At 48.6% G+C, this 20,715-nt stretch carries 12 protein-coding genes; 9 read left to right on the forward strand and 3 right to left on the reverse strand.

Going from position 1 to position 20,715, the window contains the following annotated elements; all coding sequences use genetic code 11:
* Nucleotides 1-8: 8 nt before the first annotated feature.
* Complete coding sequence (locus tag AC6R00_RS00480; RefSeq protein ID WP_004744051.1) at nt 9-494, forward strand: YajQ family cyclic di-GMP-binding protein; 486 nt, start codon at nt 9-11, stop codon at nt 492-494.
* Between the two features lie 53 nt (nt 495-547).
* Here AC6R00_RS00480 and AC6R00_RS00485 read toward each other — a convergent pair whose 3' ends face one another.
* Complete coding sequence (locus AC6R00_RS00485; RefSeq protein ID WP_239853077.1) at nt 548-1,486, reverse strand: precorrin-2 dehydrogenase/sirohydrochlorin ferrochelatase family protein; 939 nt, start codon at nt 1,484-1,486, stop codon at nt 548-550.
* A gap of 461 nt (nt 1,487-1,947) precedes the next feature.
* Here AC6R00_RS00485 and AC6R00_RS00490 point away from each other — a divergent pair, with 461 nt between their 5' ends.
* From AC6R00_RS00490 to AC6R00_RS00515, 6 genes are all read left to right on the forward strand, one after another.
* Nucleotides 1,948-2,976 (forward strand): amino acid ABC transporter substrate-binding protein, encoded by a 1,029-nt coding sequence (locus AC6R00_RS00490; protein ID WP_239856151.1) that lies wholly within the window; start codon nt 1,948-1,950, stop codon nt 2,974-2,976.
* 85 nt (nt 2,977-3,061) lie between these two features.
* Entirely contained in the window at nt 3,062-4,264 is a 1,203-nt protein-coding gene (locus AC6R00_RS00495) for an amino acid ABC transporter permease (RefSeq protein ID WP_239856152.1), read from the forward strand.
* A 1-nt stretch (nt 4,265) separates the two neighbouring features.
* Nucleotides 4,266-5,363, forward strand: a complete 1,098-nt coding sequence (locus AC6R00_RS00500; protein WP_239856153.1) for an amino acid ABC transporter permease — start codon at nt 4,266-4,268, stop codon at nt 5,361-5,363.
* A 22-nt stretch (nt 5,364-5,385) separates the two neighbouring features.
* Nucleotides 5,386-6,135, forward strand: a complete 750-nt coding sequence (locus AC6R00_RS00505; RefSeq protein WP_004749473.1) for an amino acid ABC transporter ATP-binding protein — start codon at nt 5,386-5,388, stop codon at nt 6,133-6,135.
* A gap of 191 nt (nt 6,136-6,326) precedes the next feature.
* Nucleotides 6,327-6,989, forward strand: coding sequence for a Bax inhibitor-1/YccA family protein (locus tag AC6R00_RS00510; protein ID WP_004743393.1), 663 nt, complete (start codon nt 6,327-6,329; stop codon nt 6,987-6,989).
* Between the two features lie 130 nt (nt 6,990-7,119).
* Entirely contained in the window at nt 7,120-7,449 is a 330-nt protein-coding gene (locus AC6R00_RS00515) for a TusE/DsrC/DsvC family sulfur relay protein (RefSeq protein ID WP_239854339.1), read from the forward strand.
* A gap of 23 nt (nt 7,450-7,472) precedes the next feature.
* On the opposite strand, the gene yccX is transcribed toward AC6R00_RS00515, so the two are convergent.
* Nucleotides 7,473-7,745 (reverse strand): acylphosphatase, encoded by a 273-nt coding sequence (yccX, locus tag AC6R00_RS00520; protein ID WP_500638986.1) that lies wholly within the window; start codon nt 7,743-7,745, stop codon nt 7,473-7,475.
* Between the two features lie 95 nt (nt 7,746-7,840).
* Between yccX and AC6R00_RS00525 the strand changes: the two genes are divergently transcribed.
* Together AC6R00_RS00525 and AC6R00_RS00530 are read left to right on the forward strand one after the other, a co-directional pair.
* Nucleotides 7,841-9,244 (forward strand): methyl-accepting chemotaxis protein, encoded by a 1,404-nt coding sequence (locus AC6R00_RS00525; RefSeq protein ID WP_500638987.1) that lies wholly within the window; start codon nt 7,841-7,843, stop codon nt 9,242-9,244.
* A gap of 92 nt (nt 9,245-9,336) precedes the next feature.
* Nucleotides 9,337-10,530: a class I SAM-dependent methyltransferase gene (locus AC6R00_RS00530; RefSeq protein ID WP_500638988.1), complete on the forward strand. Its 1,194-nt coding sequence runs from the start codon at nt 9,337-9,339 to the stop codon at nt 10,528-10,530.
* A gap of 87 nt (nt 10,531-10,617) precedes the next feature.
* Here the strand turns inward: AC6R00_RS00530 and AC6R00_RS00535 are convergent, their stop codons facing one another.
* Nucleotides 10,618-20,649: a Calx-beta domain-containing protein gene (locus AC6R00_RS00535; protein WP_500638989.1), complete on the reverse strand. Its 10,032-nt coding sequence runs from the start codon at nt 20,647-20,649 to the stop codon at nt 10,618-10,620.
* Nucleotides 20,650-20,715 lie beyond the last annotated feature (66 nt).

The raw sequence follows: 20,715 nt of genomic DNA on the forward strand, positions 1-20,715 counted from the left end.
AAACCAACATGCCATCATTTGATATTGTTTCTGAAGTCGACACTGTAGAACTGCGTAACGCGGTAGACAACGCAACACGCGAACTTGCTACTCGTTTCGATTTTCGTGGTGTAGAAGCATCTTTTGAAATGCAAAAAGATGAATCAGTACGATTGAACGCTGAAGGTGACTTCCAACTGAAGCAAATGCGCGACATTCTACGTGGCCACTTAGCTAAGCGCGGTGTCGATGCGAACTCTATGGAAGCAAAAGGCGAAGAAGCCTCTGGTAAGAACTGGCACCAGATTGTCATCTTCAAGCAAGGTATTGAAACACCTGTTGCTAAAAAGATCGTCAAACTTATCAAAGATAAGAAGATGAAGGTACAAGCTTCGATTCAGGGCGAAAAAGTACGTGTAACAGGCAAGAAACGCGATGACCTGCAAGCCGTAATCGCGCTGATGCGTGAAGCAGAGCTAGGTCAGCCGTTCCAGTACGAAAACTTCCGCGACTAAGCTGAAAAAGTGCTAACTGAAAAAAACCGATACTGAGTATCGGTTTTTTATTTCTATTTCCCAGAGCCTAACCTTAATAACAAGTCTCCACCTTGTAAGAACGTCACTCCACTCAATTTTGGTGGGATGAAGACTGCCACACGTAGGTCTTCCGCTCTCGCCTTCTCTAGCAGCTTAGCAAGCTCCGCATCATTGCAGTATTCCACTCGCTCCGCATCTCGGCGCACCAGATCAATAAAGCCAAATGGGCATTTGCCGTCGAAAAGGACTAGTTCCGCTTGCTGCATCAGCCTAAGAGCTTTCAATGTGAGAAGTTCAACATCATCACCATGTTCAATCCAAGTGATTGAACCTTTTTGAGCAAACCCTTCAGTCAACAATGCTTGATACGCACGCTCTAGGCTTGAGTTGGCCGTCGCCTTGTCTACATCGGCACGTGCAAAGAAAGCCTCCCAAAACTTACGACGCTCATCTACAGTTGGCAGCTTTTCCTTTATATCCGCACGCTTAGAGGCGGCAAACTCAGCTTGAAGTGATAAGTTTTGCGGTAGAACGGCTTCTAATTTCTCGCGTACATTACGAATGAGAACAGGAGCCGCTCCACCACTGGATATCGCTAGCTGTATGCGACCACGGTTGATAATAGACGGCGTGATAAAATCGCAATATGGTTGATCGTCTACAACATTGACCAAAATACCTTGGCGTTTGGCATCATGATGCACCTGATGATTCAAACTTGGGTTATCAGTCGTCGCCCATACTTGCACAAATTTCTTTTCGAGCAGTTCTTCCGAATAAAATCCCTGGACCCAACGACACTCTTCTTTCGCAACGAGATTAGCAAGATAGTCTTCAATTTTCGGCGAGACGATTGTCACATCTGCACCCGCTCTGATCAGGCTATCAACCTTTCTACTCGCGACTTCCCCGCCCCCAACAACCAAGACAGGTTTATGGTTTAAATCTATAAATAGAGGAAAATACTGCATTTCATTCCTTGAATAACTGAAAACGTCTTTACCCTCGATACTAACAAAATTGGGGCATTAGATTCATGTGATTTCGATCAAGCCCATAATTTATGACCAAATTTTATACTTTCTTTGGTTTTATCAACCACACTGAGACATTCATTCAAACTTCAAATCTAATTGTATTGATAAATTTATTACACCATCCTGTCGCACCAGTTTTGTGACCTGTTGCACTATTTACATTTTAGCAACATATTGCCATTCTAATGTCTGTCAGGGTTTGTGAGTTCAATCAAAAATCTTTTTAAATTATACATTTGAGAAATCACAGATCCTTTCCTACGCTTATAACTGGTTGATTTAACTACGACTCGAAGACGAGCGATAGCAACCTAATAATTAATGAAACACAACATTATTTAATCGTTTAATCAGGATGAGCCTGAACAAACATGGATCATACAGGAAGGATACAAATGGCACATAAACTAACACTTCTTGCTTCAGTTGTAGCTGCATCTACTGCACTGATGTCTACAAGCGCTTCTGCGGCAGATAGCACGCTGGATAAAGTAACTAAACAAGGTTTCCTAACTTGTGGTGTAAGTACTGGCTTGCCAGGTTTCTCTAACCCGAACTCGAAAGGTGAATGGGAAGGTATCGACGTAGAATACTGTCAAGGTCTTGCAGCTGCAGTATTAGGCGATAAAACAAAAGTAAAATACGTTCCTCTAACAGCTAAAGAGCGCTTCACTGCCCTACAATCTGGTGAAATCGACGTTCTTTCTCGTAACACAACTTGGACATTGCACCGTGATACGGCCCTTGGTCTAAACTTCGTCGGCGTAAACTACTACGATGGTCAAGGCTTTATGGTTAAGAAAGATCTTGGCCTTACAAGTGCTAAAGAGCTAGACGGCGCTTCAGTATGTGTTCAATCCGGTACCACAACAGAACTTAACCTAGCTGACTACTTCCGTAACAATGGTATGTCATACAAACCAGTTGTATTCGATACAGCAGCTCAAACATCTAAAGGTTTCGATGCAGGTCGTTGTGACGTACTAACCACTGACCAATCTGGTCTATATGCACTTCGCTTGAACCTACAAGACCCATCTTCAGCTCAAGTACTTCCTGAGATCATCTCTAAAGAGCCTCTTGGCCCAGTTGTTCGTCAAGGTGATGACCAATGGTTCAACATCGCTAAATGGACACTAGCTGCGATGGTTAACGCAGAAGAATACGGCATCACATCTAAAAATGCGGATGAAATGCTGAAGTCAAAAGATCCAAACATCAAGCGTATCCTAGGTGTTGATGGCCCTAAAGGTAAAGGTTTAGGTATCCGTGACGACTGGGGTTACCAAGTTATCAAACAAGTGGGTAACTACGGTGAAAGCTTCGAGCGTACTGTTGGTGAAGGTTCACCACTGAAAATTTCACGTGGTGTGAACGCTCTATGGAACGCTGGCGGCTTCATGTACGCTCCACCAATCCGTTAATAACTATTATTAGCTAGTTACTAAACAAAAAATTGGGCGGTTTTGGCCGCCCTTTTTATAAAAATGGATTTGAGGTTATAGCTGTATGAAACCTACTAATGTTGCGGCGAATTCGGATAACGGACCGAATTCAAACGCTAGCCTTATTTACAATCCCACCTTTCGAGCAGTTGTTTTCCAGATTATTGCGATAGCAGCGCTTGTCTTTTTCTTTTACACAATTGTCAATAATGCACTTACCAACTTAGAAGCTCGCGGTATCGCCACGGGTTTTGACTTCCTCGATCAAGAAGCTGGCTTTGGGATTGGCCTGACGCTGATTGAATACGATGAAACCTATTCTTACGGTCGAACGTTCGTTATCGGCCTACTTAACACCGCCTTAGTATCGTTTTTCGGTATCATCTTGGCGACTATCATCGGTTTTATTATGGGTATTGCGCGCCTATCATCTAACTGGTTGGTTAGCCGATTTGCAGCGGTTTACATTGAGATATTCCGAAACGTTCCTCTGTTACTGCAAATATTCTTTTGGTACTTTGCCGTACTTCAAGCCCTACCTTCTGCAAGACAAAGTTTGAGCCTAGGTGAAGCGATATTCCTCAACGTACGAGGCCTGTACTTCCCTGCTCCAGTCTTCGAAGCAGGATCATCAGTTGTAATTGGTGCGCTGATTCTCGGTGTTATTGCAACGGTATTTATCAATATATGGGCGAACAATAAGCAACGCCTAACAGGTCAGCAAACGCCAATGGGTAGAATCGCCCTAGGGTTATGTGTTGGTTTGCCTGTTGTGGTTTACTTCTTAATGGGCTCACCAATTACGGCGGAATATCCAGAGCTAAAAGGCTTTAACTTCCGTGGTGGTGTGAGCATTATTCCAGAGCTTGCAGCACTTTTACTGGCTTTAAGTATCTATACAGCGTCGTTTATCGCTGAGATCGTGCGTTCAGGTATCAACGCAGTAAGCCATGGCCAGACGGAAGCTGCGATGTCGCTTGGTCTACCTCGCTCTCGCACTTTAAAACTTGTCGTTATTCCTCAAGCGCTAAGAATCATCATTCCTCCACTGACTAGCCAATATCTGAACTTAACCAAGAACTCATCACTTGCGATGGCGATTGGCTACCCAGATTTGGTGTCCGTGTTTGCAGGTACAACACTCAACCAGACCGGTCAGGCAATCGAGATTATTGCAATGACAATGGGCGTCTACCTCACGTTGAGTTTGTTAACCTCAGCATTGATGAACATATACAACCGTAAAGTTGCTTTGGTGGAGAGATAGCATGAAAGTACATCAATTTCAGCCTGACCTGCCACCTCCAGCAAATACAGTTGGTGCTGTCGGTTGGCTTAGAAAAAACCTGTTTAATGGTCCGGTAAATTCAATTGTTACCATTGTTCTTGCCTACTTATCGTTCATGCTGCTTTGGAACATTGTCGATTGGGCATTTCTGAAAGCTGACTGGGTAGGCACAACGCGTGACGCATGTAGTCGTGACGGAGCCTGTTGGGTGTTTATCAGCGTACGCTGGGAGCAGTTCATGTACGGCTTCTACCCTCAGGAAGAGCTATGGCGTCCGCGTCTGTTTTACATTACTCTAGCGATCTTTACGGTACTGTTAGCGTATGAAAAGACACCAAAACGTCTTTGGATTTGGCTGTTCTTTGTCAACATCTACCCGTTTATTATTGCTGCATTGCTGTATGGTGGCGTATTTGGACTTGAAGTAGTCGAAACCCATAAATGGGGTGGCTTGCTTGTTACGCTCATCATCGCTCTAGTGGGTATTGTTGTATCGCTTCCTATCGGTGTCGCTTTGGCATTGGGTCGTCGATCAGATATGCCTATCATCCGCAGTATCTGTACCGTTTACATTGAAGTATGGCGCGGAGTTCCACTGATCACTGTGCTCTTCATGGCGTCAGTCATGTTGCCACTGTTCCTTGCTGAAGGTTCGGAGACAGACAAACTGATCCGCGCTCTTATTGGTGTGGTTATGTTCAGTGCGGCCTACATGGCAGAGGTGGTTCGTGGTGGCTTGCAAGCCATTCCTAAGGGTCAATATGAAGCGGCTGACGCTCTAGGGCTCACCTACTGGAAGAAAATGGGATTAATCATTTTGCCTCAGGCGCTTAAGATTACCATTCCTTCAATCGTCAACACATTCATTGGCCTATTTAAAGATACCAGTCTGGTACTTATTATTGGTATGTTTGACGTACTCGGTATCGGCCAAGCAGCAAACACTGACCCTGAGTGGTTAGGATTTGCTACCGAAAGTTATGTATTTGTCGCGTTAGTGTTCTGGGTATTTTGTTTTGGCATGTCGAGATATTCGATCTGGCTAGAGAACAAACTTCATACCGGTCACAAACGATAATCAGAAAGCTCAAGGACGTATTATGACGCAACAACAAGATTACATGATCCAGTTAAAGGATATGAATAAGTGGTACGGCGAGTTTCACGTACTAAAGAACATCAACCTAGATGTGAAGAAAGGCGAAAAAATCGTTATCTGTGGCCCTTCAGGTTCGGGTAAATCTACAATGATTCGATGCATCAACCGCTTGGAAGAACACCAGAAAGGTCAGATCATCGTTTCTGGTAACGAGTTAACAGACGATCTTAAAAATATTGAAGCCGTTCGCCGTGAAGTGGGAATGTGTTTCCAGCACTTTAACCTCTTCCCTCACCTAACTGTGTTAGAGAACTGTACTCTGGCACCAATCTGGGTGAAGAAGATGCCAAAAGATGAAGCAGAAGCGATTGCGATGAAATATTTGGAGCGTGTTAAGATTCCTGAGCAGGCAGACAAGTATCCTGGTCAGCTTTCTGGTGGTCAGCAACAACGTGTGGCGATTGCCCGCTCATTATGTATGAATCCACAAGTGATGCTGTTCGACGAACCTACTTCTGCACTCGATCCTGAAATGGTACGCGAAGTGCTGGATGTAATGGTAGAACTGGCGGAAGAAGGGATGACCATGCTGTGTGTAACACACGAAATGGGCTTTGCCAAAGAAGTCGCCGATCGCGTTATCTTTATGGATGCGGGAGAGATTATTGAAGAAAACAACCCAGTCGATTTCTTCGAGAACCCTCAATCAGATCGTACGCAAAACTTCTTAGCACAAATACTGCACCACTAATCCGTGATCTACGTAAAAGGGGTGACTTAGGTCGCCCCTTTTTAGTTGTTATATTGTGTTACATCTTTCAAAATACATAAGTTTTTATTTCTATTATTATTTTATCTACTACTACACCAATTGGGGCTTGATCTTTTGCTCATTCAACCTCATAAATGTAGATATAAACATAAAACCTCACGAGGAAGATTATGAACAGTCCTATGTTTACACGCACTTCAAGCCAAGAAAGTGCTCTACAAACCAACAAGGTATTGCGTAACACTTACGCACTACTTTCAATGACGCTGCTTTGGTCTGCAGTCGTTGCTGGTGTTGCTATGGTGATGAACCTTCCTCACCCTGGCCTAATTATCACACTGGTAGGCTTTTACGGCTTACTATTCTTAACTGAGAAGAACCGTAACAATGGAATGGGCCTTGTATTCACATTCCTATTAACAGGCTTCATGGGTTACACGCTAGGTCCAATCCTTAACGCCTACGTTGGCGCAGGTATGGGCGATCTTATCGTTACTGCACTAGGTGGTACTGCGCTTTCATTTTTAGCAGCTTCTGCTTACGCACTAACAACAAAGCGTGACCTATCTATGATGGGTGGCTTGATGCTGTCTCTATTTGTTGTTCTGATTGTTGGTATGATTGCAAGTATCTTCATCCAATCAACAGTACTTCACCTAGCACTAAGCAGCTTGTTCATTGTTTTCTCTACAATGGCAATTCTGATGACAACTCAAAGCATTGTTCGTGGTGGTGAAACTAACTACATCTCTGCGACAGTGACTCTATACGTATCAATCTACAACATCTTCATTAGCCTGCTTCAAATTCTAGGCATTATGAACAACGACTAATACGTCATTGTTGTAAAGGTAGTACAAAGCCCGAAAGGTTTCCCTTTCGGGCTTTTTCTTAGTTGCTATCTTGTCCAATCAAGGTATGCTGCGCTACCCTATTGAATATCATAAAAATTAGGATCGTAAGATGTTTGAGTACAACGGCAAACAAATCGAAACTGACGCACAAGGCTACTTGTTAAATCATACCGACTGGGAAGAAGGTATGATTTCAATACTGGCAGAACAAGAAGGTATCGAGTTAACAGAAGCACATTTAGAAGTGGTTCATTTTGTTCGCGATTTTTACGAAGAGTTCAATACTTCTCCTGCGGTTCGCATGCTCGTTAAAGCGATGGAAAAAGCCCACGGTCCAGAAAAAGGGAACAGTAAGTATCTGTTTAAACTATTTAAACAAGGACCAGCTAAACAAGCGACAAAACTCGCTGGACTACCAAAACCCGCTAAATGTTTGTAGCGCTAAAAATCCTGTAGTAATAACTACAGGATTTTAAATCCTTTAAACGGTTTGTAGGCGATAGATTCCCGAATCAAGCTATCAACTCTTGCACTTCTAGGTCCGTGTTCTAACCATTTAGCCATCGCTTCTATTTGCAAATGGCTGCCACAGACCACCACTTCAACATCCCCATTGTCCAGATTTTTAGCATAGCCTGTCGCTTCAAGCTTAAGACCTTGATATGACGTATGGTAGCGGAATCCCACTCCTTGAACTAATCCCGATACTGTGAACCTCTCACAACTTTGCTCCATTCCGTATACCTCTACTATTGAGTCAATGATATATTAAGCACGTACTATTCTTACCCATAATGGATATATGGGTCTCTTCATTGGACATAATAATTATGAAAGAAATACCATTTCGTTGGATTGATAAATATCTCATTCATTTAAAAATTCAGGAGAAGTTCTACTTACTCTTCTTACTTCCAGTTATCGCTTTAATTATTTTAACTCTAGTACTCGATAACAGCGCAGATCAGATGCTTCATCACCTTTATCAGGATGAACTGATTCTAATGCGCAACCTGATTGAAGCAGGAAACCTCTCTCAAGAGCAGGTCGCGAACATCATCAATAATTCAAACACCATCCAATTTGGGACTGGCGAAGGTGCTGTAAGCGTCAATAATGGAGCGTTTAGTCTAGCCGCCATTCACGAGCAAAACTTGTGGTCAGCAATGTCTACAACCCACTTGGTCATTATCTTAGTAACATTGTCACTTATCGCACTTGGTGTTTACTACATCATGACCTTTATTGGCGGTGCAATGTTTACCATGAATAAAGCGCTTAACACGTTAGCCGATGGTGACCTCACCAGTAGGATGAACTTCTTTAAAGTACGCGATGAGTTCAGTGAAATAGCTATTACCATAGACAAAGTTGCTGAGCGAGAGCAAAACATGGTGATTTCTATTCAAGAGTCTATCGCGTTGATGCAGCAGATTAGCTCTGACTTAAACCAATCGAATCAGCAGAGTGCCGAAGTTTCTAGCAGCCAGCAAGAACACCTAAACTCGTTAGCCAGTGCAACAGAGCAAATGGCTTCAACAATAAGAGAAGTCGCGAACCTCGCTCATGAATCAAGTACCCAAACTGAAGATGCCCGCAGCGTAGCAACACAAGGGCAATCTAAAGTCGGACATACACTCAGCTCAATCTCTAAGCTTTCTCAAGAAGTCCAATCAGCCTCTGAAGCAGTGGCCGAACTTGATGCAAACGCCGCACAAATTGATGAAGTGGTTACGACGATCAACGGTATCTCAGAACAAACCAACCTACTCGCACTTAACGCCGCTATCGAGGCTGCGCGTGCTGGTGAACAAGGCCGCGGTTTTGCGGTGGTTGCCGATGAAGTTCGAGCCTTAGCGGGTCGCACTCAGCAAGCAACAGTAGAGATTCAAACTATGATTGAAGCACTACAACGCAATAGCCAGTCTTTGACTCAGTTGATGGAAACAACGGTTGTTAACGCCTCTGAAGGCCAGCAACGTATGTCAGAGGTTGACGTTGAAATTGGTGCGCTTGCTGAGAAAAACCAATCAATCTCAGACAGCAGTATTCAGATTGCAACTGCGGCCGAGGAGCAAGGTGTCGTGGCTGACAATATCGCGGCAAGTGTTGAAGAGATACGCGTCCAATCCGACAACGTATGCAGCATGATCAATGCGACCAACTCCAATATCGCGCAACTGCGAAATCAAAGCGATCAAATGGAAGCCTTACTTACGGGCCTAAAAGCATAAACCAGAGCCGCCTGAGCGGCTCTTTTATTTGCAATCCCCATACACATCCTAGAAAATACCCCACCTTTCCAAATAAACAATTGAGTAAACCAATGACTCCAGCTATTTATCTAGTCAAAGGACGAGACAAATCCCTTCGCCGCAAGCACCCTTGGGTGTTCTCTCGTGGAATACACAAAGTCGAAGGTGAGCCGAAATTAGGGGAAACTGTCGACGTTTTCGCTCACGATGGTAAATGGCTAGCAAAGGCAGCTTACTCGCCAAACTCTCAAATCCGAGCACGCGTTTGGAGCTTCGAAAAAGAATCCATCGACAAGGGCTTTTTTGTTAAGCGTATTCAAGACGCTCAATTGTTACGTGAAGATATCATCGAGCGTGATGGACTCACTGGCTACCGCTTGATTGCTGCTGAGTCAGATGGCCTTCCTGGTATCACTATCGATAAGTACCAAGACTACTTAGTGTGTCAGTTGCTAAGTGCTGGCGCTGAGTTCCACAAACAAACGCTTGTTGATGCGTTAGTTGAATGTTTCCCTGACTGTAACGTATACGAACGTTCTGATGTTGCCGTTCGTAAAAAAGAGGGCCTAGAAGAGACTGTGGGCGTCCTTCATGGTCAAGAGCCACCTAAATCTGTGGTTATCGAAGAGAATGGTGTAAAAATTAGTGTCGATATCGTTGGCGGCCACAAAACAGGCTTCTACCTTGACCAAAGAGATAGCCGCCAGCAAGCAATGAAGTATGTGAAAGATAAAGAAGTACTGAACTGCTTTTCCTACACTGGTGGCTTTGGTCTTTACTCTTTGAAAGGTGGCGCTAAGCGCGTTATCAATGCTGACGTCTCTCAGCCTGCGCTTGATACAGCGAAACACAATTCTGAGCTAAATGAGTTCGATATTTCGAAAAAGCGTGCTGTCTTCCTAAATGCTGATGTGTTCAAGTTACTGCGTGAGTATCGCGATCAGGGCACTAAGTTTGACGTGGTTATCATGGATCCACCTAAGTTTGTTTCAAGCAAAAACAACTTAACGTCAGGTGCTAACGGATACAAAGATATCAATATGTTAGCCATGCAAATCCTAAAACCAGGTGGAACCCTACTCACTTACTCTTGCTCAGGGTTAATGAGCGGTGAGTTATTCCAGAAAGTGATTGCAGACGCTGCTATTGACTCTGGCCGTCAGGTGAAGTTTGTAGAACGCTTTGAACAAGCAGCAGACCACCCTACGGACAGCGCTTACCCAGAAGGTTTCTACCTGAAAGGTTTCGCTTGTAAGGTGTTGTAGAAACAAAAATCAGATAACTATATTGCAAGTTATCTGGTTTCACTATGCAGCTAATCGCTAACAAAAAGGGCCTTTCGGCCCTTTTTGTTAGTTTGTTGTATCGTGCACTTTCAGCAAATCATTCAATATAGCGCTAGCATTAGTTATTGAACCATCTGAAATGTAACTACTGTATTGCGCAGCAGCATCTTGCAACACAACCTCCTGGCTGCTATTTCCATCCGAAATTGTTAGCTTAAGATCTGCGGTTGCCAAGTTATCACCGCCTTCAATTGCAATATCAATCTTATGCTCATTAAGTAAGCTATCTACTGTATCATTAGAGTCAGTGTGGAGTATTTCTGAGATATCAATCTTATCTTCACCTTTCGTGAAATCAGTAATGATATCCCTCTCACCGTCTCTAATATCAACCTGAGTATTGGTGCTATCTTGGTCAACAAACTTGAAGATATCAGCATCATCACCACCAGTTAGGATGTCATCACCTAAACCACCGATAAGGATATCTTCACCTGCACCACCTATTAAGCGATCTTCACCAGAACCACCTCTCAGGCCATCATTGCCTTCACCACCATCAAGTACATCATTGCCTGAAGCACCGTAAATGATATCGACACCACCTTGGCCATACACGTGATCGTTACCGGCTCCGCTATGCCCCACATCAATGTGCGCACTGCTAAATTGCGAACTCGTTAGAGCACTATTTTCATCTGTTGAAGCTTGAAGATGTGTGGAGTCTGCCTCTGACATAAATGCTTTCATGTCATTATTGGCTGCTTCAATATTAGATGAAGAGTTTGCATTATTGTCGAGAATAGCGTGGCTCTCTCCCAAATAGAGAGTGTCATCTCCTTCGCCAAGGAACGCATCATCACCAGCTGCACCAACATCTACTACTAGACCATCTTTATGGCCATCAACTACTTGGTTATCCGCACCTGCAGGGTTTTGTGTCCATAGCAATTTCTCATAAGAGGTGTCGTAGTGATTTAATCTAACATGGTCAACAATATCACCCTCAGATTTAATGTCAGGTACCACATTTACGCCATCGATTTCAAAAGATAGTAAGCTACTGCTAGTATCCCCATCAGAATCTTTAATCGTATAGTAGAAATCCAACTCAACAGGTTTGTTACCTGCCGCACCGAAGAACTGGTAACCGCCATCGTCTAAGTCAATCACCAGGCTATGCTTAGAATCGATATAGATAGTTAACGTGTTCGTCTGACTGTTAAAAGTATGAGAAATATCTTCATTATTTCCCGTTAAAAATACATTACTATCATTGAAATTGAACGTCACACCGTCAATGATGATCTGGCTGATCACTGCATCATCAGCGCCCTGAGAATTAGAAAGTAAATTCCCCCCAATTGGCTGTATGACCGACTGCAATAGGACTGGAGGTAATTGAGTAACATCAGGCACAATAATCGCATTGGTATCTTGCTCGGTCAGACCATCATAAGATACAGGATTCAGGTATTTTGCAGGCGCATTATTACCGATGCCATAAGACTGAGCCGTAATATCGTGCTGTTCAAGATGAGTTTTCCACCACCCTTCTTCAGTCTGGTTAATTTTATTTGAATTTCCGTTATCTGAGCCTGTAGGCTCTCCATCAGATAGGAAGTAACTCACATTACTTGCATTTGCCAAACTACCAGAGGACGAATCCCATGTTTGGTTCGCGATCCACAGTGCACTATCATAATCAGTCCCGCCACCCGCTTGTAGATTTTCAACATAAGAAATAGCTGAAGCAACCGACATCCAAACAGTATAATTAGCAGGGCTCTGATTGCTGTAGTAATTATCTGAAAATGCAACAATCTGTACTCTAGTTTCACCGAGTGCCTGATATTGGTTTAGCATCTGAATCGTAGATTCTTTCATAACTTGCAGTCTTGATTTTCCGTTGCCGGCATCAGTTGTCATTGAACCTGATACATCTAGCACGAGCTGTACATTGGCACCAACTTTAGTTTCCGCAACTACATCATGATGAATACGAGAAGCTTCTGGAGAATCGTCCTCAATAACAATCGTAGCCTTACCATTGCTGGTTAGCCCTAAGCTATTTTCAGCGATTAGAGGAATATCAATTGCAATAGTATCTTCACCATTGCTATTTGGATGATCAATAGGAGCAGAAAGTACTGACGAAACGTTACCTGCACTATCTACGGTAACTTCAATCACCTTAGAACCTTGCGCATTACCTACTAACGTTTTACCGTCATTAGACAATTGCCAAGTTATGGCACTTGAACCACTAGTATAAGAGCCCCCCGGAATACCTAAGCTGATATCTGTAACACCATTAGAGATAGACACTGTATCGCTATCCGATGGGCTATTAGTGTTGTCTGAGCTGCCAGTCAAAGCCTCGTCGTCAAGTATACCACTCAGAAGACCTTCTTCAGACACAGTAAGCTGCACATCACCAATCGATGGTGGAGCGTATGGAACGACTGCAAAGCTAGAAGTTGTGAAATCACCATCTGCGTCGGTAACACGAACTTTAATATCAATGTCTCCATCGCCAATTGGCGTCTGCATAGATTCGTACTGGAAGAACTCCCACTTGCCAGTTGCTGGAGTTAACTGCACTTCAAATACTAGATTGCCATCGATGTCATGGGCTAATAGATGATTTGAGTTAGACGAATCTATGGAGAGCGTAACCAACTTTCCATCTGTAGTAAGTAGTTGAGACTCGCCACTCGCTAGTAACTCAATTGAACCTTTACCGTCTGCACCATATTCAAAGTTGATAACACCGTCAGCACTTGCAATTGGCTGTTCTTCTGAGGAACCGGAGAAAGTAATCGACTTAACGGTAAAGTCGCTATTATCGCTGTGACTTGGGCCATTACCATTACTTGTCGCTTCTAGCACAATCCTATCGAACCCACCCTCTGTAACACTAAAGTTCTTAGCATAATCACCGCTAGCAGCATCAGAGCTAAATGGTTGAGTAGCAATTAAAACACCATCACGATAGAAGTACGCGATTCCTGTTTCTTTTTCTCCACCATACATTTTTGCGAACTCTATTGAAGCGCCGAATGCTACTTTGTCTCCAAGATCGATGATTAATTGCTCGGAAACTCCTTCACCATTGGCAAAACGGTAATCAACTTCATTATTAAGTGGATGGGTAAAATCGACATTACTATGTACACCAATCCCTGAAGAAGACTGGTTAACCAATGCATCCCCTAATTGAGCTGAGTTTGCTGAAACAAAACCTTGCGCTTCAACTGTCACACCACCGACTGAAATAGACTGATGATCACCAACTCCTGCGAAGTCGACTTTACCAACTAATACATCAGGTACATTAGATGCTGTAACAACAACTGGTGCTGAATCATTAATCACTGGAGAATCATCTTCAATCGTAAGCGAAATAGGCGCCTTCGTAACCGAAGTTCCGTCATCGACAACAATGCTGATATCAACGGCTAGGTTGTCTTCTTCTGTTATTACCGGGTGATCAACAGGTGCAAGTAATGTCACATTGTAATCCCATTCACCTAACCCAGAGGTACTAGGTTCAGTGAGAACTACCTGAATTACAGCTAGTCCGCCAGTTGTCGAACCAGTTAGCGTTTTCGAACTACTATCCCAGCTCCAAGAAATTGCCTGGCCGTTTGAGCTAAGCGAAGAACTCGACTCTAGTGACACTGATACTGATGAGTTATCGACGTCACTTACAACAAACGTGCCTGACGCAGATTTACTATTAGTGGTATCTGTATTACCAGAAGTGTCGGCGTTTGCATTCGTAAGTCCTTCTTCAGAAACACGAGAGGTTGTTACTCCAGATATTTCTGCTGGCGCGTCATCGTCTTTAATGGTCGCCGTGCCTGTGTCTGTGCCTGTCGCGCCAGATGCGCCCTCAACGCTCACGCTGAACGTCTCGTTGCCTTCGTACACGTCATCCTGAGTGGTCGCCACGCTCACTTTCAGCTCGGTCTGACCCGCTGGGATTGTGTAGCTGCCGTCTGCGTTCGGGGTCACTACCGTCACACCATCTGCCAACGTCACTACCATGTTACCGATGTCGTCCGATTCCGCTGTATTAGCGCCTGCCGTTGAGCTCGTCAGGTTCACCGTCACTGCCGTGTCCGCCGCCTTATCTAGGCTCACTGTGAACTCGGCCGCTGAGCCTTCACTCACGCTCACGGTTTCTGTGATGCTCACGCTCGGACGATCGTCGTCGCCACCGTTCTCACCACCATCGGTGATGGTCGCCGTGCCTGTGTCTGTGCCTGTCGCGCCAGATGCGCCCTCAACGCTCACGCTGAACGTCTCGTTGCCTTCGTACACGTCATCCTGAGTGGTCGCCACGCTCACTTTCAGCTCGGTCTGACCCGCTGGGATTGTGTAGCTGCCGTCTGCGTTCGGGGTCACTACCGTCACACCATCTGCCAACGTCACTACCATGTTACCGATGTCGTCCGATTCCGCTGTATTAGCGCCTGCCGTTGAGCTCGTCAGGTTCACCGTCACTGCCGTGTCCGCCGCCTTATCTAGGCTCACTGTGAACTCGGCCGCTGAGCCTTCACTCACGCTCACGGTTTCTGTGATGCTCACGCTCGGACGATCGTCGTCGCCACCGTTCTCACCACCATCGGTGATGGTCGCCGTGCCTGTGTCTGTGCCTGTCGCGCCAGATGCGCCCTCAACGCTCACGCTGAACGTCTCGTTGCCTTCGTACACGTCATCCTGAGTGGTCGCCACGCTCACTTTCAGCTCGGTCTGACCCGCTGGGATTGTGTAGCTGCCGTCTGCGTTCGGGGTCACTACCGTCACACCATCTGCCAACGTCACTACCATGTTACCGATGTCGTCCGATTCCGCTGTATTAGCGCCTGCCGTTGAGCTCGTCAGGTTCACCGTCACTGCCGTGTCCGCCGCCTTATCTAGGCTCACTGTGAACTCGGCCGCTGAGCCTTCACTCACGCTCACGGTTTCTGTGATGCTCACGCTCGGACGATCGTCGTCGCCACCGTTCTCACCACCATCGGTGATGGTCGCCGTGCCTGTGTCTGTGCCTGTCGCGCCAGATGCGCCCTCAACGCTCACGCTGAACGTCTCGTTGCCTTCGTACACGTCATCCTGAGTGGTCGCCACGCTCACTTTCAGCTCGGTCTGACCCGCTGGGATTGTGTAGCTGCCGTCTGCGTTCGGGGTCACTACCGTCACACCATCTGCCAACGTCACTACCATGTTACCGATGTCGTCCGATTCCGCTGTATTAGCGCCTGCCGTTGAGCTCGTCAGGTTCACCGTCACTGCCGTGTCCGCCGCCTTATCTAGGCTCACTGTGAACTCGGCCGCTGAGCCTTCACTCACGCTCACGGTTTCTGTGATGCTCACGCTCGGACGATCGTCGTCGCCACCGTTCTCACCACCATCGGTGATGGTCGCCGTGCCTGTGTCTGTGCCTGTCGCGCCAGATGCGCCCTCAACGCTCACGCTGAACGTCTCGTTGCCTTCGTACACGTCATCCTGAGTGGTCGCCACGCTCACTTTCAGCTCGGTCTGACCCGCTGGGATTGTGTAGCTGCCGTCTGCGTTCGGGGTCACTACCGTCACACCATCTGCCAACGTCACTACCATGTTACCGATGTCGTCCGATTCCGCTGTATTAGCGCCTGCCGTTGAGCTCGTCAGGTTCACCGTCACTGCCGTGTCCGCCGCCTTATCTAGGCTCACTGTGAACTCGGCCGCTGAGCCTTCACTCACGCTCACGGTTTCTGTGATGCTCACGCTCGGACGATCGTCGTCGCCACCGTTCTCACCACCATCGGTGATGGTCGCCGTGCCTGTGTCTGTGCCTGTCGCGCCAGATGCGCCCTCAACGCTCACGCTGAACGTCTCGTTGCCTTCGTACACGTCATCCTGAGTGGTCGCCACGCTCACTTTCAGCTCGGTCTGACCCGCTGGGATTGTGTAGCTGCCGTCTGCGTTCGGGGTCACTACCGTCACACCATCTGCCAACGTCACTACCATGTTACCGATGTCGTCCGATTCCGCTGTATTAGCGCCTGCCGTTGAGCTCGTCAGGTTCACCGTCACTGCCGTGTCCGCCGCCTTATCTAGGCTCACTGTGAACTCGGCCGCTGAGCCTTCACTCACGCTCACGGTTTCTGTGATGCTCACGCTCGGACGATCGTCGTCGCCACCGTTCTCACCACCATCGGTGATGGTCGCCGTGCCTGTGTCTGTGCCTGTCGCGCCAGATGCGCCCTCAACGCTCACGCTGAACGTCTCGTTGCCTTCGTACACGTCATCCTGAGTGGTCGCCACGCTCACTTTCAGCTCGGTCTGACCCGCTGGGATTGTGTAGCTGCCGTCTGCGTTCGGGGTCACTACCGTCACACCATCTGCCAACGTCACTACCATGTTACCGATGTCGTCCGATTCCGCTGTATTAGCGCCTGCCGTTGAGCTCGTCAGGTTCACCGTCACTGCCGTGTCCGCCGCCTTATCTAGGCTCACTGTGAACTCGGCCGCTGAGCCTTCACTCACGCTCACGGTTTCTGTGATGCTCACGCTCGGACGATCGTCGTCGCCACCGTTCTCACCACCATCGGTGATGGTCGCCGTGCCTGTGTCTGTGCCTGTCGCGCCAGATGCGCCCTCAACGCTCACGCTGAACGTCTCGTTGCCTTCGTACACGTCATCCTGAGTGGTCGCCACGCTCACTTTCAGCTCGGTCTGACCCGCTGGGATTGTGTAGCTGCCGTCTGCGTTCGGGGTCACTACCGTCACACCATCTGCCAACGTCACTACCATGTTACCGATGTCGTCCGATTCCGCTGTATTAGCGCCTGCCGTTGAGCTCGTCAGGTTCACCGTCACTGCCGTGTCCGCCGCCTTATCTAGGCTCACTGTGAACTCGGCCGCTGAGCCTTCACTCACGCTCACGGTTTCTGTGATGCTCACGCTCGGACGATCGTCGTCGCCACCGTTCTCACCACCATCGGTGATGGTCGCCGTGCCTGTGTCTGTGCCTGTCGCGCCAGATGCGCCCTCAACGCTCACGCTGAACGTCTCGTTGCCTTCGTACACGTCATCCTGAGTGGTCGCCACGCTCACTTTCAGCTCGGTCTGACCCGCTGGGATTGTGTAGCTGCCGTCTGCGTTCGGGGTCACTACCGTCACACCATCTGCCAACGTCACTACCATGTTACCGATGTCGTCCGATTCCGCTGTATTAGCGCCTGCCGTTGAGCTCGTCAGGTTCACCGTCACTGCCGTGTCCGCCGCCTTATCTAGGCTCACTGTGAACTCGGCCGCTGAGCCTTCACTCACGCTCACGGTTTCTGTGATGCTCACGCTCGGACGATCGTCGTCGCCACCGTTCTCACCACCATCGGTGATGGTCGCCGTGCCTGTGTCTGTGCCTGTCGCGCCAGATGCGCCCTCAACGCTCACGCTGAACGTCTCGTTGCCTTCGTACACGTCATCCTGAGTGGTCGCCACGCTCACTTTCAGCTCGGTCTGACCCGCTGGGATTGTGTAGCTGCCGTCTGCGTTCGGGGTCACTACCGTCACACCATCTGCCAACGTCACTACCATGTTACCGATGTCGTCCGATTCCGCTGTATTAGCGCCTGCCGTTGAGCTCGTCAGGTTCACCGTCACTGCCGTGTCCGCCGCCTTATCTAGGCTCACTGTGAACTCGGCCGCTGAGCCTTCACTCACGCTCACGGTTTCTGTGATGCTCACGCTCGGACGATCGTCGTCGCCACCGTTCTCACCACCATCGGTGATGGTCGCCGTGCCTGTGTCTGTGCCTGTCGCGCCAGATGCGCCCTCAACGCTCACGCTGAACGTCTCGTTGCCTTCGTACACGTCATCCTGAGTGGTCGCCACGCTCACTTTCAGCTCGGTCTGACCCGCTGGGATTGTGTAGCTGCCGTCTGCGTTCGGGGTCACTACCGTCACACCATCTGCCAACGTCACTACCATGTTACCGATGTCGTCCGATTCCGCTGTATTAGCGCCTGCCGTTGAGCTCGTCAGGTTCACCGTCACTGCCGTGTCCGCCGCCTTATCTAGGCTCACTGTGAACTCGGCCGCTGAGCCTTCACTCACGCTCACGGTTTCTGTGATGCTCACGCTCGGACGATCGTCGTCGCCACCGTTCTCACCACCATCGGTGATGGTCGCCGTGCCTGTGTCTGTGCCTGTCGCGCCAGATGCGCCCTCAACGCTCACGCTGAACGTCTCGTTGCCTTCGTACACGTCATCCTGAGTGGTCGCCACGCTCACTTTCAGCTCGGTCTGACCCGCTGGGATTGTGTAGCTGCCGTCTGCGTTCGGGGTCACTACCGTCACACCATCTGCCAACGTCACTACCATGTTACCGATGTCGTCCGATTCCGCTGTATTAGCGCCTGCCGTTGAGCTCGTCAGGTTCACCGTCACTGCCGTGTCCGCCGCCTTATCTAGGCTCACTGTGAACTCGGCCGCTGAGCCTTCACTCACGCTCACGGTTTCTGTGATGCTCACGCTCGGACAATCGTCGTCGCCACCGTTCTCACCACCATCGGTGATGGTCGCCGTGCCTGTGTCTGTGCCTGTCGCGCCAGATGCGCCCTCAACGCTCACGCTGAACGTCTCGTTGCCTTCGTACACGTCATCCTGAGTGGTCGCCACGCTCACTTTCAGCTCGGTCTGACCCGCTGGGATTGTGTAGCTGCCGTCTGCGTTCGGGGTCACTACCGTCACACCATCTGCCAACGTCACTACCATGTTACCGATGTCGTCCGATTCCGCTGTATTAGCGCCTGCCGTTGAGCTCGTCAGGTTCACCGTCACTGCCGTGTCCGCCGCCTTATCTAGGCTCACTGTGAACTCGGCCGCTGAGCCTTCACTCACGCTCACGGTTTCTGTGATGCTCACGCTCGGACGATCGTCGTCGCCACCGTTCTCACCACCATCGGTGATGGTCGCCGTGCCTGTGTCTGTGCCTGTCGCGCCAGATGCGCCCTCAACGCTCACGCTGAACGTCTCGTTGCCTTCGTACACGTCATCCTGAGTGGTCGCCACGCTCACTTTCAGCTCGGTCTGACCCGCTGGGATTGTGTAGCTGCCGTCTGCGTTCGGGGTCACTACCGTCACACCATCTGCCAACGTCACTACCATGTTACCGATGTCGTCCGATTCCGCTGTATTAGCGCCTGCCGTTGAGCTCGTCAGGTTCACCGTCACTGCCGTGTCCGCCGCCTTATCTAGGCTCACTGTGAACTCGGCCGCTGAGCCTTCACTCACGCTCACGGTTTCTGTGATGCTCACGCTCGGACGATCGTCGTCGCCACCGTTCTCACCACCATCGGTGATGGTCGCCGTGCCTGTGTCTGTGCCTGTCGCGCCAGATGCGCCCTCAACGCTCACGCTGAACGTCTCGTTGCCTTCGTACACGTCATCCTGAGTGGTCGCCACGCTCACTTTCAGCTCGGTCTGACCCGCTGGGATTGTGTAGCTGCCGTCTGCGTTCGGGGTCACTACCGTCACACCATCTGCCAACGTCACTACCATGTTACCGATGTCGTCCGATTCCGCTGTATTAGCGCCTGCCGTTGAGCTCGTCAGGTTCACCGTCACTGCCGTGTCCGCCGCCTTATCTAGGCTCACTGTGAACTCGGCCGCTGAGCCTTCACTCACGCTCACGGTTTCTGTGATGCTCACGCTCGGACGATCGTCGTCGCCACCGTTCTCACCACCATCGGTGATGGTCGCCGTGCCTGTGTCTGTGCCTGTCGCGCCAGATGCGCCCTCAACGCTCACGCTGAACGTCTCGTTGCCTTCGTACACGTCATCCTGAGTGGTCGCCACGCTCACTTTCAGCTCGGTCTGACCCGCTGGGATTGTGTAGCTGCCGTCTGCGTTCGGGGTCACTACCGTCACACCATCTGCCAACGTCACTACCATGTTACCGATGTCGTCCGATTCCGCTGTATTAGCGCCTGCCGTTGAGCTCGTCAGGTTCACCGTCACTGCCGTGTCCGCCGCCTTATCTAGGCTCACTGTGAACTCGGCCGCTGAGCCTTCACTCACGCTCACGGTTTCTGTGATGCTCACGCTCGGACGATCGTCGTCGCCACCGTTCTCACCACCATCGGTGATGGTCGCCGTGCCTGTGTCTGT

It is taken from the genome of Vibrio sp. R10-SF1-ISO8 (assembly GCF_059833805.1).

Coding starts and splice junctions, on each gene's coding strand:
- AC6R00_RS00505 (WP_004749473.1), top strand. CDS start 5,386: ATGACGCAACAACAAGATTACATGATCCAGTTAAAGGATATGAATAAG.
- AC6R00_RS00480 (WP_004744051.1), top strand. CDS start 9: ATGCCATCATTTGATATTGTTTCTGAAGTCGACACTGTAGAACTGCGT.
- AC6R00_RS00490 (WP_239856151.1), top strand. CDS start 1,948: ATGGCACATAAACTAACACTTCTTGCTTCAGTTGTAGCTGCATCTACT.
- AC6R00_RS00530 (WP_500638988.1), top strand. CDS start 9,337: ATGACTCCAGCTATTTATCTAGTCAAAGGACGAGACAAATCCCTTCGC.
- AC6R00_RS00495 (WP_239856152.1), top strand. CDS start 3,062: ATGAAACCTACTAATGTTGCGGCGAATTCGGATAACGGACCGAATTCA.
- AC6R00_RS00485 (WP_239853077.1), bottom strand. CDS start 1,486: ATGCAGTATTTTCCTCTATTTATAGATTTAAACCATAAACCTGTCTTG.
- AC6R00_RS00515 (WP_239854339.1), top strand. CDS start 7,120: ATGTTTGAGTACAACGGCAAACAAATCGAAACTGACGCACAAGGCTAC.
- AC6R00_RS00525 (WP_500638987.1), top strand. CDS start 7,841: ATGAAAGAAATACCATTTCGTTGGATTGATAAATATCTCATTCATTTA.
- AC6R00_RS00510 (WP_004743393.1), top strand. CDS start 6,327: ATGAACAGTCCTATGTTTACACGCACTTCAAGCCAAGAAAGTGCTCTA.
- AC6R00_RS00500 (WP_239856153.1), top strand. CDS start 4,266: ATGAAAGTACATCAATTTCAGCCTGACCTGCCACCTCCAGCAAATACA.
- yccX (WP_500638986.1), bottom strand. CDS start 7,745: ATGGAGCAAAGTTGTGAGAGGTTCACAGTATCGGGATTAGTTCAAGGA.